This is a genomic window from Streptomyces tatrensis, from assembly GCF_049310065.1.
Lineage (GTDB): Bacteria > Actinomycetota > Actinomycetes > Streptomycetales > Streptomycetaceae > Streptomyces.
Map to the genome: position 1 here is coordinate 170953 of NZ_JBMDLB010000007.1, position 15889 is coordinate 186841.

Here is a 15889-nt window from a genome sequence, read left to right on the forward strand (position 1 = left end):
CACGGCAGTAACCTCACCGGCGTGACCGGACACACGACCGTGACAAGTCCTTGCCGGATATACGGCCGGACGCCCGAACTGGCGGCGCTGGCCGCCCTGTCGGATCAAGTCCGGCCCCAGCGGGGCGGGGCGCTGCTCCTCGTGGCGGAGCCGGGACTGGGCCGGAGCACGCTTCTCTCCTGGGCCGCCAACGAGTTCACGCCCGGGCCGGTCCTGCGCCCCCGGCCCCTGACCGGCGAGCCCCACCCCTACGACGGCATGCGCGCACTGCTGTGCGCGGCGGCCGAAAGCAGGGGCGCGGCGCCACCGCGGGCCGCGTTCGGGACGGACCGGCCGGACGGACGGCCCGTACTGCCCCAACTCCCCCGACTGCTCGGGCAGTACGTCCCCGAGGAAGAGCCGCTGCTCGTCTGCGTGGACGACGTACACCTGTGGGACGCGCCCTCGCGGGCCGTCCTCGGTGCGGCCGCACGACGCCCCGACCCCGCGCGCCCGATCGGACTCCTGCTCTCGGTCGCGGAGCACCGGTCGGACGATCCCGACATCGCGGGACTGCCCGTGGTCCGCTTCGGCCCGCTCGATGACGGCGCGGCAACCGCCCTGCTCCGTGACCTCACGGGTGGGGTCCTGGACCCTTCCGTACGCTCGGAGTTGCTGTCCGAGGCCGAGGGGAATCCCGCCGTCCTGACGGCCCTCGCCCAGCGCCTGACGCCGGATCAGCTCGGCGGCCATCGGCCGCTGCCCCGCCCGCTCGTGGACGGCGGCGCCCTGCGGGCCGTCTTCGGGGGCCGCCTCGCCGCGCTGCCGCCGGCCTGCCGGCACCTCCTGCTCCTGGTGGCGGCCGCGCACGAGCCCGATCCCGACACGGCCGGGGCGGACGCCTCCCTGGTCCTGCGGGCCGCCCGCAAAGCCGGACTGGACCCTGCCGCGCTGGACCCCGCCGAGGCGGCGAGGCTGGTGCACCACGACGGGGACCGCATCGCCTTCGCGGCATCCCTGCTCCGCCGGACCGTCTACTCCGGCGCACCGTCCTCGCAGCGCCGGGCCGCCCACGCCCTGCTCGCCTCGGTCATCGACACCGACCGCTTTCGCCTGCGCCACCTGCTCCACCTCGCCCTGGCCGTACAGGGGCCCGACGCGGTCCTCGCGGCCGGCCTCGTCGAGGCGGCCGCTCCCGGTACTCCGACGTCCGGCATGGAGCGCTCGGCCGCCCTGTCCAGGGCCGCCGAGCTCACCGCCCACGAGGGTGCCCGTACCGCACGCCTCACCGCCGCGGCCGACTACGCACGCCTGGCGGGGCATACCCGCAGGGCCCGCCGGCTGCTGGCGGCCACCCGGGAGGGCGCGTCCCCCGATGCGGTGCAGGGCCGCGCGGAACTCGTCCGGGGCAGCATGGCCCTGCGGGACGGGCCGGTCGGCGACGCCTACCAGGCGCTGCTCATGGCCGCGGAGCGGCTCGACCCGTCCGACGCGGAGGCGGCTCTGGAAGCCAGGTTGGAGGCGATGGACGCGGCGTGGGCCGCGGGCGACGCCGCCGCCTGCCTCGCCGCCCTCGCCGAGACCCCGCTCGCGGCGCCGGCCGACCCGCTGGGGCGGGTCCCGCGTGTGGCGTCCGTACGATCCGGCTCCCATCCCTATCCCCAGCCCCAGCCCCAGCCGGCCTCGGCTTCCCAGGATCCGGGGCTCGACTTCCGTGCGGGACTGCGCACGGCGATCGACGGGCACCTGGCCGAGGCCGAATCGCCGCTGCGCCGGGTCCTCGACCGTGCGCGGGACGACGACGACCCCACCCGACTGCTGCGTGCCGGGGTGGCCGCGCTCGTCCTCGGCGACATCGCGGCGGCGTGCCGGGCCAACGCGCGCGCCCTGGCGGTGTCACGGTCCCGGGGGCTGGCCTCCCTCACCCCGCGGATCCTCGAACATCTCGCGTACGCCGAGCTGCGGGCCGGCCAGCACGCGCGGGCCAGGGCCCACGCCCAGGAGGGTCTCCGCGCCGCCCACCGGGCCGGCCACCGCAACGTGGCCGCAGGTCAGCACGCGATCCTGGCCCTGGTCGCCTCGGTCGAGGACGACGCGGCAGCCGTCGCCGCGCATGCCGGAGCCGCCGTGGAGATCGCACGCCCGCACGGACTCCTCCAAGCCGTCACCCTGGCCGAATGGGCCTCGGCGCGCGCCGACCTGTGCCGCGGCCGGCCCTTCGAGGCCGCCGCCCGGCTCGGCCCGCTGACCCGGCCCGGGCCCGGTCGCGGCCACTTCGCCGTCCGGATGCTCGCCCTGCCGTGCTTCGTAGAGGCGGCCGTACAGTCCGGGGCCGCGGCGGAAGCTGAGGCGGCCGTCGAGGAGTTCGCCCTCTGGGCCGCTCAGGGCACCGATCCGCAGGCACCGGCGCAGTTGGCCCGGTGCCGCGCCCTGATCGCCCCGCCGGACGACACCGCCGATGCGCTCTACGCCCTTGCACTGACCCGGCACGAGACGGTGCACGGTGACTTCGAGCGGGCCCGCACCCAGCTGCTGTACGGGAAGTGGCTGCGCCGCCGGCGTCGTCCGGCCGAGGCGAAGAACCGGCTGCGGGACGCACTGGTCACCTTCGAGCGCTGCGGGGCCCCGCCCTGGGCCGAACAGACCCGTGCCGAACTGCGGGCCACCGGTGACGCACCCGCCCCGGTACCGAAGGGTGGTCTGGCCCTGCTCACGCCGCAGCAGTTGCGCATCGCACGCTGTGTGGCCGAGGGCGCCACCAACCGGGAAGTGGCGCTGAGCCTCTCCGTCAGCCCGCGCACCGTCGACCACCACCTGCGCAACGTCTTCGCCGTGCTCGGAGTGCGCTCCCGGACGGAGCTGTCACGACTGGTGGACCGGGCCGAAAGGAGCGGCGCACCGTCGTGAGGGCTCCGCACGCGGCGGGCTCCGGTGGGCCCGGTGGTGGCGTGCGGACGCGACAACGCCCGGCCGGGGTGTCCGGCCGGGCGTTGTCGTGGTCCTGCTTCGTCTGCTGCCGCTGGTGGTTTAGTACCAGTGGTGGTTCTGCCAGAACGTCCAGGCACCGGCGGGGCTGCCGTAGCGGGAGTTCATGTAGTCCAGGCCCCACTTGATCTGCGTGGCCGGGTTCGTCTTCCAGTCCGAGCCCGCCGAGGCCATCTTCGAGGCGGGCAGGGCCTGGACCAGGCCGTAGGCGCCCGAGGAAGCGTTCGTGGCGGTGTGGTTCCAGCCGCTCTCGCGGGACACGATGTTGTTGAACGCCGCGAACTGCGCCGGGTCCTTGATCATCTGCTGAGCGATCGCCTTGGCACTCATCGGGGCGGCCTGCGCGGGAACGGCGGCCAGCATGGAGCCGGCGACACCCAGGGCGAGGACGGAACCGACGAGGGTCTTCTTCGAAGCGGCGATGCGGCGGATGACGGCGTTGGACACGGACGGACCTTTCGACGGGGGCAAGGACAGTCGCAGACGTGCACGAGCCACTCACGTGAAAGAGAGAGGTTCACCGGCGGGAGCGGGAGAACCAGGCTCCGGGGGTGAACCCGGGGGATCTCCGTCCGCCTTGCGACTCATCCAGTTCTACGGGGGTCCCGGCCCCCTGGCAACGACCCCCTCTTACTAGTGGCCCTCGCAGCCGGGGCGCAACGACCCCCCACCACCCGGACAGGCATCACCGCAGGTCGCAGACCCTGCGACGGGGTGGGTAAGGGCCGTTTAAGGACTACTATCCCGGGTCGTATGTGACCAAGGTCCTGTGGGGCGGGTCACCGCCGGAAGCCCCGAATCTCACCCTCCGCAACCACCCGAACCCCTCCCAAGGGAAGGTTTGGAAGTGTTTGCAGCCCCCGGATCCAAGGCCACAGGCGCTGAGAACGCCGACTCCCGGAACCCCTCCGTTTGGAACCGCCACCGCGGGACATGCGTGGTGATTGGTTGAGATCTTGGTCCGGAGAAGAAGAGGAAGAGGAAGAGGACGACCGTGAACACCACAGGGAAGACCCCGTCCCGACGCGCCCTGCTCGCGTGGGGCGCCGGAGCCGCCGCGGCCACCTCGCTGCCCGCGGGCGGGCGCGCCTTGGCCGCGGCCCCCTCCCCCGCCGACGGTGCGGCGGTCGCGCACGCGCTGGCGGACCTGGAGCGGGCCCACTCCGCCCGCCTGGGCGTCTACGCCCACGACACCGGTACCGGGCGCACCGTGCGGTACCGGGCGCAGGAGCCCTTCCCCATCTGCTCGGTCTTCAAGACCCTGGCCGTGGCCGCCGTGCTGCGCGACCTCGACCGGGACGGGGAGTTCCTGGCCAAGCGCGTCCGCTATACCGCGCAGGAGGTCACCGCCTCCGGGTACGCGCCGGTCACGGGCCGGCCGGAGAACCTCGCCCGCGGGATGACCGTCGCGGAGCTGAGCGATGCCACGATCCGCTTCAGCGACAACGCCGCCGCCAACCTGCTCCTGCGCGAGCTGGGCGGCCCGACCGCCGTCACCCGCTTCGCCCGCTCGACCGGCGACGCCACGACCCGCCTGGACCGGTGGGAGCCGGAGCTGAACAGCGCCGAGCCCCGGCGGGTCACCGACACGACCACCCCGTACGCCATCGGGCGGACCTACGGGCGCCTCGTCCTCGGCTCCGCGCTCGAGCCCGCGGACCGGCGGCGGCTCACCGACTGGCTGCTGGGCAACACCACGAGCGGCGAGCGGTTGCGGGCCGGGCTGCCGGAGGGCTGGACCGTGGCGGACAAGACCGGCGGGGGCGCGTACGGCACGAACAACGACGTGGGCATCGCCTGGCCGCCCGGCCGGCCGCCCCTCGTCATCGCCGTCCTGACGACCAAGCCGCACCCCGACGCCCCGGCGGACAACCCCCTCGTCGCGCGGGCTGCGGCACTTGTGGCCACGGCCCTGAGCGGGCGGTGACCCGCTCTCACTGCTCCGTCATCCGCAGCTCCACCGCCAGCCGTCCCGGCCGTCCCTCTTCCGCCACGAGCGGCCGTCCCACCCGGGCGGTCTCCGCGCACACGAAGTGCCGGTGTTCCTGCGGCGCGACGTCGGCCATGCCCCGGGCGAGTTCGGCGCCCGGGTTCCAGACCACCACGTCGCTGTGGTCGTGGTGGGCGAGGGCGACGATCCTTCCCAGCACCTCGTCCCGCACCGTGGTGACGGGCGCCGGCGCCGTCTGGAACCGCTCGACGTGGTCCACGGGGGTCAGCGTGCCGTCCTCGTCCTCGTAGCGGCGCCGGGTGAGCCCGTCGGTGTGTTCGGGTCCGAGGCCCGCGAGGTGCGCCCGTCCGAGGTCGCCGATCCGTACGTAGGTGTGGAGGGCGGCGGTGGCGGTGTGCTCGCCCCGGTCCTCGATCTCGATGAGGCAGGTGTCGGTCAGGGTGTACCGCGCCACGAGGACGAACTCCTCGGGCCACAGTGCGCGGGTCTCCGGGGAGGGGCGCAGCGTGCATTCCACGACGACCCGGTCCGCGTCCTCCTCCCACGCCGTCAGCTCCCAGTCGGTGGTCCGCGCGAACCCGTGCGAGGGCGAGCCGGCGGGGCCGGCCGGGCCGAACCACGGCCAGCACAGCGGGACGCCGCCGCGCACGGCCGTTCCGCGCCGCCACAGGTCCGGATCGGCGGACCACAGCACACCGGGGTCGCCGGGGCGGGTGGCAGCGGGCCGCCAGGTGACGAGCTGTCCGCCCTGGATGCTCAGACACGCCTGTCCGGCTCGCGGGTGGTCCACGACGAGGACGGGGAAGTCCGCGTACCTGCGGCGGGTGAGGCCTGGGGAGAGCTGTTCCTCGACGGGCAGGGCACGGAACTTCTCGAAGATCGGATCCATGCCCCGACCTTCCTTCACGGCACGGAGCGGGTCAAATCATCGTGCTCGAGGACGGTTGTCCTCATCTCTCGGGGCTTACGGCCTGCGCCTTTCAATTGCCTCGCTCCTCATCAACCCCCTGTTGCACGATGGCCCCATGAGCACCTCCCAGCAGCCCCCGCACCACTCCGCCCGGCCCGGTCGGGAAGCCGCAGCCCGGCTCCTCGACTCGCTCGCTCCGCTCACCCACCGCGAGCGGACCCGCGCGGCCGTCGCCCATGTGCGTGCGCTGCCCCCGGCCGAGGTGCCCGAGCTGCTCGCGGAGCTCGCCGACCCCGATCGGCACGTCCCGGACACCCGGGCCACGGCCTTGATCTGCGCGCGCTCCGTCCCCGGCGATCCGGCCCACGGCGACCGGCTGGCGAGCCTGCTCGTCGCGGGGCTCACCGATCCGCACGGGGCCGTGCGCGCCCAGTCGCTGGTGGCGCTCCGCACCGGCCGCATACGTCCCAACGCCGATGTCCTGGTGACCGACCAGGTCACGGCCGCGGCCCGGGAGCAGCTCGTCGCCGCCCTTCACCGCACGCCGGCTCCCCTTCCCGATGCCCTGATCGACTCCGTCCGCGCGACCTGGGGCGACCGCGAGGCGGCGCGGCTGCTGCCCGCCTGCTCCCCCGCGACCGTGCGGCGGCTGCTGCCCGAACTCCGGCACGCCCTGCACTCCTGGCTGCCGTTGGCGCTCCGGGTGCCCGAGGTCGTGTACGAGACGGTGGTGCGGGAGGCCGAGGCGCAGGCTCCGGCCGCCCGGGAGATCTGGTGGCTGGTGGTGGCCCACGGCCCCCTGACCGCGCTGGCCCGGGTCGACCCGGGCGCGACCCTGGACCTGTTCGAGCGGGTCGGCCCCGAGCGGCTCCCGGCCGAACTGGTCCCGTACCTACCCGGGTTCATCGCCCACCGGCCCCGGCTCGCGGCGCGGTTGTGGGGGCAGGGCCGTCTCGTACTCGGGGCGAGGACGCTGTCCCACAAGGGTGCGCGCCGGTTCGCCGCTGCCGTCCCCGAGGAGGAACTGGTCGCGGCGGTCCGTTCCGCGGCCGACCCCGCGCCGGTGCTCGCGGCGCTCCTGCCCGCGCTCCCGCCGGGACGGCGCGGGGCGGTGCTCGACGCGGTCCGCGCCGGGGAGGACTCCGTACCCGCCACGCCGGCGGGCTCCGAAACGGCGGTGCTCCCGCCCGAGCTGATGCGCCTGCTGCCCGCCCGGGACGCCGCGCCCTTCGCCCGGCACGCCCTCGAACGGGCGCGGACCCGGGGCGCCGCGCCGATCGAACTGCTGGAGCTGCGGTCCTTCCTGCCGTACGACGACGAGGCAGCCGCGCTACGGGTGGACACCCGGCGGGCGGACTCCGGCGAGCGCGCGGCCGCCTGGCGGGCGCTGGTGCACACGGCGGCGCGGGCCCGGCGTCCGGAGGTGACGACGGAGGTGCTGACGGAACTGGCCCGACTGCGCTCCGAGCAGGACCCGCTGCGCCAGAGCGCCCTGGGCGCTCTGGGCTCCCTGCCCACGCACACGTTCACGGCGGCGGCCGTGCCGGCGCTGGAGCGGATCGCGTCGGACGCGCTGGCCGCGCGGGACCTCTCGTACAGCACCCTCGCGGCGCTCACCCAGCTCGCGGGGCGCCTGCTGGACACGGCCGGGGACGCGACGCACCGCCCCGCTCCGCAGGCTTCCGGAACCGGTGGCGCCGCGCTGCCCGCGCTCGCCGCTTGGGCGGTCCGCACGCTGGCCCGCGCGGACGGCCCCGACATGCCCGGCGGCGGGTTCGGCACGTTCGTGACCCGGGCCCTGCGCAAGGACCTTCCGGCCGTCGCGGCCCGGGCGCTGCTCGACGCCGTGCGTCCCGTGGTGACGCGGCGCCTCGGCGAGGGGGATCCCGTCCCGGCCCTCTCCCTCGCCGAGTCCCTGTCGTCGGATCCGCGGTGGGAACGGGCCGAGCCCTGGCTCGCGGAGGCCGTGGAGCGGATCGCGCTGACCGGTGCGCGCGGGCCGGCCGAACGCGCCTGCGAGCTGTGGCTGGCCTCAGCCGGTCCGCGGGCCGAGCGGGTCCGCGCCCTGCTCGCCGCGGACCCCTCCGCCGTCGTGCTGCCCCGCGTGGTGGAGCTCGTGGCGCGACAGGCCGACGACCTGTTGCCGGCGCTCACCTCGGCGCCCTTGGACTCGCCTCCCCACGGCCGGTTCCACGACCCGGACCGGGCCGTGGGCGGGTCCCCGCGGCACGCCCTGCCTCCGGTACGGGAGTACGCGCACCGGTGGACGGAGGCGACCTGCGCGGCCGTGGCCGACTGGCTCGCGGCCGGGCTGCGCGCCCGGGCGCATCCGGAGCGGTCCCCCGGCGACGAGCTCCTGCGGGAGCTGGCCGCGGTGCCGGGCGGCGGTGGGCTGCCGGCGGTACGGGAGGCCGCGGCATCGACACACGTACCGACGGCCGAGGCGGCCCTGGCCGCGCTGCCCGGCGCGGACCGGCCGGGCCTGGTCCTGCCCGACCTGCTCGCGCGGGCCGACGGCGACCGGGCGCGCGTCGCCGTGTACGCGATCGGACGGGTCTGCGCGCACGTGCCGCCGGAGGAGCTCGCGGAGCACTTCCGGCCGGTGCTGGAGCGGGCGACGGGCACGAAGGTGACGAGTCGCAAGGAGATCGTCCGGCTGGCGGCGGACCGGCTGCCTGCGGCGCTCGCGGGCGAGCTGCTGGTGGCGGCGTTCTCGGCGCCGGGCCAGCACCGCGACGTACGGGTGGCGGCGGTGACGCGTGCGGCGCGGCTCGTCACGCTGGAACCGGTGGAGGCGTGCCTTCGTACGACAGTGCGGGAGGGTTCGGTGGCGGAGCGGGAGACACTGCTGCGCGTGCACCCGCTCGACCTCCCGGCGGCGGCGCGCGAGCCGTACGGGAAGCTGGTCGGCGAGGTGTGCCGCCGCCTTCTCACGGAGACACCCGCGCACACGGACTCCCCCGCCGGCGCGGAGCGGGCCCCTGGCGAGGCCCCTGGGCGTGCTCCCGGCGATGCCCTCGACGCGCGGACGGCGGCCGACGTATGCCGGGTCCTGCACCGTTGGGCCCTCGCGGTGCCGGACGTCGTGGACCCGGGCCTGCTGCCACGTCTGGCGATCGAGCCGCAGAGCCGTGAGGTCGTGTGGCGAGCGGCCGTGGCGGCGGTCGTGGACGCGGCACGGGTCGAGCCGGACGCGTACGGACCGGTGCTGGGGACGGTCACGACGGCGCTGCTGGGCCGGCACCTGCGGGAGGCCGGTGCGCAGGACCGGGCGCGCGGGCGCGGCGCGCGGGCCGAACCGGCCGTACGGGACCCGCGTGCTGCCCTGCACCGGATCGCGGTGCTGGCGGGGAGCCTCGAACGCACCGCCGGGCAGGGCCTGCCCGAGGACTGCCGCCCCTTCTGGCGGGACGCGATCGCGCTGATCGCGGAGCAGGACGCGAGCCTGCGGTGGGCGGTCTCGGCCCGGACGGCGCTGTGGGACCCGACCGCGCCGGCGGCCGAGCGGGCCCGGGAGCTACGGGTACAGGCGCGGGCGGTGCGCGACCGGCCGCTGCTCGCGGCCCGTACCGCGGTGGCGCTGGCCCGCCGCTCGCCCCTGGTCTCCCCGGCCGCGCTGGCGGAGGCGTGCGACGCGGCGCCGGCGATCGGGGCGTCGGGTATGTGGTGGTCCGCGCGGCGCCGGAACGGCACGCCCCCGCACCGGGACGGGCTCTTCTCGGGACTGTACGCGGTGGGCCTGGCCGAGAATCATGCGAGCCGGGCGGCATCGACCGGCAGCGAACTCGGCCCGGCACTCCGGGTGTTCCGGGCCCTGCTGGCACACCCCGTCCCGGAGGTCCGCGACGCGGCGGACGAGGCGCTCACGACGTGGGAGCGGAGCCGATAGGCCCCGTCCCCCTCTGCCGGTGGCGTTCGCAGGGCGTGGGAGACCGGACGCCCCTCGCCCACACTGCTGCGTGGGAGCGGGGCCGCGCCTGCGGCGGGGCGCCTCGGCGTGCTCGTCGGCGGCGGCGTCGGCCTCTCCCGCACGTCCGGTCCGGTGCCTCCGGGTGGGGGCACGGCGGGGCGCATCGCCGTGCAGCCGGGCGCCGGCGCCTTCGCGGATCTCCGGGCCGCCCGAGCGCCCGGCGGAGCGCCGGACCGGCGGTCGGGGGACGCCGACGCACTCGGCAGTGCCGTGAGCACGCAGGACCGTACGGCGGGGGGAGGGGAGGGGGAAGCGAGGCAAGGGCCAAGGGCCCCCTCGGGGGGACCAACGGCGGCCCGGGTCCGGGGTGCCCGGTGGCTAGGGTCGTAGCCATGACCACGCAGCGAATCCTCGACCTCGACCGTGATGCGCTCTCCGCCCTGCGCGGCCGCGATCTGACCCGGGCGGTGGCCGCGGCCGAGGGCCGCACCATGGTGGCCGAGGTCTTCGCCGAGCGCGCCGCGCTCTCCCCGCACCCCGACGGGCGCGGCGTGCACAACGCCGAGCTGGTGGCCGCCTTCGGCGCCGACATCGTCATCCTCAACCTCATCGAGCGCGCCTGGGACGGGGAGCGGCTCGTCATGCCCGGCCTCGGGACCTTCACGTCCTTCACCGACCTCGCCCGCCTGATCGGTCGTCCCGTGGGCGTGAACCTGGAGCCCGGCGACGTCCCGGAGATCCGCCGCGCCACCTCCGAGCACGCCCGGCGGCTCGTCGACATGGGCGCCGCGCTGCTGTGCATCACCGCCAACCCCGGTACGGGCGGCACCTACGACGGCATGGCGCGGGTGACCGAGGAACTGCGCAAGGGGCTCGGTGACGACGCGGCCCTGTGGTCGGGCAAGATGCACCACGCCGGCTGCCCCGAACGCGTCACCCCCGCGCGGCTGACCGCCCTCGTCGACGCCGGCGCGGACGGCGTGGTCGCCCCGCTGCCGGGCACCCTGCCCGGCATGACCCGTGAGCTGGCCGCGACGGCCGTGGCCGCGGTCCAGGACGCGGGCGCGATCGTGATGGGAGCCATCGGCACCAGCCAGGAGGGCTCCCACGCGAACGTGGTGCCGCAACTCGCCCTGAACGCCAAGGAAGCCGGCTTCGACGCCCACCACTTCGGCGACTCCTACCTTCCCGGCATGTGCGACCCCGAGGTCATGTACGCCTACTCGGTGGCCATCCGCGGCCGCCGCCACACCTGGAACCGCATGTCCTTCGCCCCGGGCCGCTCCGCCCACCCCGGGGCCGCACCGGGCGGCAACTGGTAGACCGGGGCGGCGGGTTCCGTACCGGACGCCGCCCACGGCCGCGGCCGTTCGAGGCGTGGGACCGCGCCGGGCGGGCATCCGCAGGGCATGGACAACTCAGCGCACGACGCGGAGCGCGAACCCGCACCGCGAAGAGAGCCGCGGCGGTTGCCGTGGTGGGGACGGGCCCTGGCCGGGCTGACGGTGCTGGCGGTGGTCCTGGTGCTGGCCGGCCGGTTCAGCCTGCTGCCCGGCTTCGGCGATCTGTTCCGCGAGAACACCGTGGACCGCTCGGGGCCCGTCCTGCTCAAGTCCATCCAGGACATGCACCGTTACGAGGGCGCCGCCGGCAACTTCCAGGTCGTGGTGGACCTGGAGAAGGATGCGGCCTTCCTGCCGGACTCCGTCAGGGGAACCCGGACCCTCTACGTCGGAGCGGGTTCCGTGAGCGGTTACGTGGACCTGGGCGGACTCGGCGAGCAGGCCGTCACCGTCAACGAGGAGCGCACCAAGGTCTCGCTCCGCCTGCCGCACGCCGTCCTCGGGACGGCGGCGCTGGACCTGGACCGCTCGTACGCCGTGTCCAAGCAGCGGGGACTGCTGGACCGGCTGGGCGACCTGTTCACCGACAATCCGGCAGGCGAACAGGCCGTACAGCGGCTGGCGGTTCAGCACATCACCGAGGCGGCTCGTGACAGCGGTCTCGTCGAGCGCACCGAGAAGAACACCACGACGATGCTGGAGGGCCTGCTGCACTCCCTGGGCTTCCAGGAGGTCACGGTCGCCTACGTGTGACGCTGCCAAACGGGTTGCTTCAGCTCGGCGTCCGGCACAGGACCAGGGAAAGGAAGCCCCAGGAGTCCCGGTAGGTGCGCAGCCATTCGGTGCGGCGCTCCGTGGCCGTCGCCAGTACGTGCGCGCTGTCCGGATCGGCGGGGTGGTCCACGGCCCAGGAGGCCAGTGACCCCCAGCAGGCCCATTCGTAATCGTCCAGTTCGCGGCGCGTGCTGACGTGTCCGTGGACGGGAGTCCAGCCGTCGGCGACGACCTGGTCCACGGTGGTCGCCAGGTCGGCCAGGTCCCCGAACATCTCGACGGCCTCCGGGGACGGGGAGCCGTCCCAGAACCCCTCGCCGATCAGGACCCGGCCGCTCGGAGCCAGATGCTCGCGTGCGGCGGCGAGGGTGGGCAGCAGACCGCCGAAGGCGTGCGTGGCTCCGACGCTGAGCACCAGGTCGAACGGCTGCGGGGAGACGAAGTCCGCGGCTTCCCGGTGGTGGAGGACCAGGCGGTCTGCGACGCCGAGGCGGTCCGCCTCCTGCCCGGCCTGCGCCAGGGCGTCCTCGGAGATGTCGACGCCCTCGGCGTGCAGGTCCGGGCGGGCGGCCAGAGCGCGCAGGAGCCATTCCCCGCCGCCGCAGCCGAGATCGAGCACCCGCTCGTCGCCGCGCGGGAGACCCCGTTCCAAGAGCCGGCGCACGGACTCGTCGTCGAGCGGGGACTTTATCGGGTGGCCGGCATGGGCGATCGCGGAGATCTGTTCACGGTTCACCGGCGCAGCTTGCCAGCCCCCGGAGGAGTCGCGCACCTCGATTTCGATCATCGAATCGAGCGTCCGCCGGATGGCGGATCCACGGCTGCCGTGCCCCGTACGATCGCTCCCAGTGGATCTCCACGGCGCGCGCGGGCGCTCAAGTACCGCGTCGGACAGGGAGCTTGGACGTTGTTGGACGTGAACGTGAACGTGAACGTGGACGCGGGCGCGAACGTGGACGTGGTCCGGGAGTCGGCCGGAGCCGGCCGGGTCGTGCTGTTCGAGGAGTCGGCACGGGACGGCGCGCAGGCGAAGACCTTGATGAGTGCCGACTTCCTGGTGCGGCTGGCCCGTGAGCAGGGGGCGGTGTTCGGGGCCGACGGGCCCCGGCACGTGGTCTTCGCCGCGGGATTCCCCTCCGTGTGCGGGCAGGAGTTCGAGGCGACCCGTCAAGTCGCCCTGGAGACGCAGGAGTCGGTGAGTCCGTCCGCGATCTGCCGGGGCACGGTGGAGGACGTACGGCTGGCACTGAGCGCGGTACGCGGTGCGGCGCACGCGCGGATCATGGTGATCGTGGCCGCCTCGGAAGCCACGGCCCGTGCCCTGGTGCACACGGACGCCCGTACGGCCCTGGACCGGGGGCTGGACGTGGTCAAGGAGGCCGTGGACCGCGCGGACGGCACGGCGGTGGACGTGTGCCTGGTGGACGCGCCGCGCGCGGACCACGCCTTGGTGGCCGAGTACGCCGGCCGGATGACGGCCCAAGGGGCGGCCACCATCGTGCTGGCCGATACGGTCGGAGACCTGCTGCCCGGCCAGACCCGGGACCTCTTCCGGCGGGTCGCCGCCGGCGCCGGTCGGGACACGGTCCTGGTCTCGCACCTCCACAACGACCTCGGTCTCGGCCTGGCGAACACCCTGGCCGCCCTCGAGAGCGGGGCACGGGTCGCGGCCTGTTCCTGGCTGGGCATGGCCGAGCGCAGCGGCATGGTCGCCACCGAGCAGCTGCTCTTCCTCCTCGCCCACGATCCGGCCAAGGCGGCGCACGTCCTGGGGCCCGGCTGCGAGCCGTGGTGGACCGAGCCGGACCTCACGCGGCTGCCGGGCATCGCCCGGATGGTGTCCGCGGAGATCGGGGTGCCGCTCACCGTCACCACGCCGATCGTGGGCACCGGGGTCGCCACGATCTCCACCGGAACCCCGTTCACGCACCCGCGCACCTTCCAGCCCTACGATCCCGAACACCACTTGGGCCTCGCACCGACCGTGGTACTGACCCACCTCGCCAGCCGGCGCGTCCTGCGCGCGGTCGCCGAACGCCTGGGCCACCACCTGGACCAGGATCAAACCGGCGAGGCCCTGACCTGGGTCAAGGACCGGGCCTTACCGCCTGAACCAGGCCCAGGTCCCCGACGCCGACTTCGCCGAGTACCTCGAAGGCCTCACCGGCCTCACCGCCGCCACACCCACGCCCACGACCACACATCAGCCCGCACCCGCACCCTGAACGGACTCACCCCATGCTGGACACCCACCTCCCGGACACCGGCGCCGCCGCCGACGCCCTGCGGGCCGGAGGGGCCGTCATCCTGCCCAACCCCAGCCCCCTCACCTACGTCGTCGCCGCCACCACCCCCGGTGCCGTCAACGACGCGAAGGGCCGCCCCACCGGCCAGGAGGTCGCCCTGTGGGTCCACGACGACGCCGTCTGGAGCGACCTCGGCACGGAGCTCGCCCTGGATCCGGCCGCGCTGCGCACCGCGTTCGCCCTGCTGCGCGACGACCTGGTCACTCTGCTGGTGCCCGTACGCCCGGACGCGCGGCCGTCGCTCTGGACCGGACCCGCCCTGCGCGACGGCCACCTCCTGCTGTTCGGCGCACACTGGCGGCCGCTGTCCCCGCTGCTGACGGGCTTTGCGCACCTCTACGTCAGCAGCGCCAACCGGACCGGGCAGCCCCCGGCGGACACGGCGGCCCGTGCGACGGCGATGTTCGGGCCCGGCATCCCGGTCGTCGACGCCGACGCGCTGCGCCGCCCCGGCACCGCCCACGCGGCCACCACCATGCTGCGCATCGGTTCCGGCGGGGACCTGGCCCTGGTCCGGCGCGGAGCCCAGGACCGGGCACACGGCCCGGACCCGGACCTCTACCTGGCCCGTCTGCGGGCGGCGCACGGCGGCAGGTGACGCCGTGCGCCGGAAGGCAGGTCAGCTTCCGCGCACCCCTTCCAGGCGCCCGACCCGTCCCTTCTCCCCCGCCGCCCAGCAGCCGCCGTCCGGTGTGCAGGTGACCGTGTCGAACGAACCCGCGTCGAGCGGTCGCCACGTGCGGCCGCCGTCCCGGGTCACGTCCGTGCCCGTCGGGCCCACCGCCAGGGCCGTGCGGGCGCCGTACGGGAACCAGGCCGCGCCCGACCGGTAGGCCGGCGGCGGGGTCGACGCCGGGCTCCAGGTGCGGCCGGCGTCCGAGGACACCGCCGCGGCCTGCGGGGAGGCCTGCCCGGTGCGGTAGTCGCCGCCGACCGCCAGGCCCCTCGTACGGTCCTTGAAGGCGAGGGCGAAGACCCCGCGCGCCGGGTCGCCCGCGGGGAGGGTGGAGTCGGCGACCTGCCAGGTCAGGCCGCGGTCCGCGGAGTGGAGCACCCGCGCGACCGGGCCCCCGCCGGTGGCCAGCCAGACGTCGCGCGGTCCGGCCGACACCAGGCACTGGCCGCTCGCCGCGAAGCCCGCCTCGCCCGGCAGCGCGTCCGGCATCCCGGCGGTCGACAGCACCTGCCAGCTCCGGCCGCCGTCGTTCGTGGACAGGATGCGGAACTTGCCGTCCACCGGGTCGCTCATCGCGAGCCCGTGGCGGGAGTCGAAGAAGGTGAGGCAGTCGTAGAAGGCCCGCGGGTCGGGGTTGCGGAAGGCCTCCGTCCAGGTGGCGCCGCCGTCCTCGGTGCGCAGCACCCTGGAGGCCTCGCCCTCGCCGATGGACAGGGCCACGGCGCGCCGCCCGTCGAAGGCCTCGATGTCGCGCAGCTCCAGCCCCTCCGCGACGGCCCCCGGCGGTGAGACGTCGCGCCAGCTGCGACCGCCGTCCGAGGTGCGCAGTACGGTCCCCTTCGAGCCGGCCACCCAGGCCGTGGACCTGCTCACCGCCGACAGTCCCCGGAAGCGGGCGTCCTTGCCGGTCTCCTTCAGCGCCCAGCGCGCGCCCCGGAGGTCCCGTGACTCGCCCGCGGCCTGCGCCGGGGCGGCCACCACCCCCAGCAGCAGAGCCGCCGCGCACATGCCAACTCCCAGAAGTCTCATGGCGCCGGAAGCTAACGCACCCCGGA

10 protein-coding genes and 1 pseudogene are annotated in these 15889 nt (G+C 75.1%); 7 read left to right on the forward strand and 4 right to left on the reverse strand.

All coding sequences use genetic code 11. The features are described 5' to 3' along the window. Positions 1 to 21: 21 nt before the first annotated feature. On the forward strand, positions 22 to 2886 hold the full coding sequence (locus ACODT5_RS04540) for a helix-turn-helix transcriptional regulator (protein WP_422517890.1): 2865 nt from the start codon (positions 22 to 24) through the stop codon (positions 2884 to 2886). 120 nt (positions 2887 to 3006) lie between these two features. On the opposite strand, the gene ACODT5_RS04545 is transcribed toward ACODT5_RS04540, so the two are convergent. After that, positions 3007 to 3411, reverse strand: a complete 405-nt coding sequence (locus ACODT5_RS04545) for an aggregation-promoting factor C-terminal-like domain-containing protein (RefSeq protein ID WP_422517824.1) — start codon at positions 3409 to 3411, stop codon at positions 3007 to 3009. Positions 3412 to 3958: 547 nt separating this feature from the next. Between ACODT5_RS04545 and bla the strand changes: the two genes are divergently transcribed. Then, entirely contained in the window at positions 3959 to 4891 is a 933-nt protein-coding gene (bla, locus tag ACODT5_RS04550; protein WP_422517891.1) for a class A beta-lactamase, read from the forward strand. Between the two features lie 7 nt (positions 4892 to 4898). Here the strand turns inward: bla and ACODT5_RS04555 are convergent, their stop codons facing one another. Further along, positions 4899 to 5804 carry a D-hexose-6-phosphate mutarotase gene (locus ACODT5_RS04555; RefSeq protein WP_422517892.1) on the reverse strand — a complete coding sequence of 302 codons (906 nt, stop codon included), beginning with the start codon at positions 5802 to 5804 and terminating at the stop codon, positions 4899 to 4901. Between the two features lie 136 nt (positions 5805 to 5940). Between ACODT5_RS04555 and ACODT5_RS04560 the strand changes: the two genes are divergently transcribed. The 3 genes from ACODT5_RS04560 (at position 5941) to ACODT5_RS04570 (ending at position 11831) form a co-directional block, all read left to right on the forward strand. Further along, entirely contained in the window at positions 5941 to 9714 is a 3774-nt protein-coding gene (locus ACODT5_RS04560; RefSeq protein WP_422517893.1) for a hypothetical protein, read from the forward strand. A gap of 413 nt (positions 9715 to 10127) precedes the next feature. Next, entirely contained in the window at positions 10128 to 11057 is a 930-nt protein-coding gene (locus tag ACODT5_RS04565; protein WP_422517894.1) for a DUF7916 family protein, read from the forward strand. Between the two features lie 87 nt (positions 11058 to 11144). After that, the gene (locus ACODT5_RS04570) at positions 11145 to 11831 is read left to right on the forward strand and encodes a DUF4230 domain-containing protein (RefSeq protein ID WP_422517895.1); all 687 of its coding nucleotides are present in this window, start codon (positions 11145 to 11147) and stop codon (positions 11829 to 11831) included. A gap of 19 nt (positions 11832 to 11850) precedes the next feature. Here ACODT5_RS04570 and ACODT5_RS04575 read toward each other — a convergent pair whose 3' ends face one another. Then, positions 11851 to 12588, reverse strand: coding sequence for an SAM-dependent methyltransferase (locus ACODT5_RS04575; protein ID WP_422519552.1), 738 nt, complete (start codon positions 12586 to 12588; stop codon positions 11851 to 11853). Positions 12589 to 12891: 303 nt separating this feature from the next. Between ACODT5_RS04575 and ACODT5_RS04580 the strand changes: the two are divergent. Together ACODT5_RS04580 and ACODT5_RS04585 are read left to right on the forward strand one after the other, a co-directional pair. Then, a pseudogene (locus ACODT5_RS04580) lies at positions 12892 to 13584 on the forward strand (beta/alpha barrel domain-containing protein); the annotation flags it as partial. A gap of 506 nt (positions 13585 to 14090) precedes the next feature. Continuing rightward, a complete protein-coding gene (locus ACODT5_RS04585) occupies positions 14091 to 14756 on the forward strand; it encodes a hypothetical protein (RefSeq protein ID WP_422519662.1) in 666 nt (221 codons plus the stop codon). Between the two features lie 21 nt (positions 14757 to 14777). On the opposite strand, the gene ACODT5_RS04590 is transcribed toward ACODT5_RS04585, so the two are convergent. Next, positions 14778 to 15863, reverse strand: coding sequence for a WD40/YVTN/BNR-like repeat-containing protein (locus tag ACODT5_RS04590; protein WP_422517896.1), 1086 nt, complete (start codon positions 15861 to 15863; stop codon positions 14778 to 14780). Between the last annotated feature and the right edge of the window lie 26 nt (positions 15864 to 15889).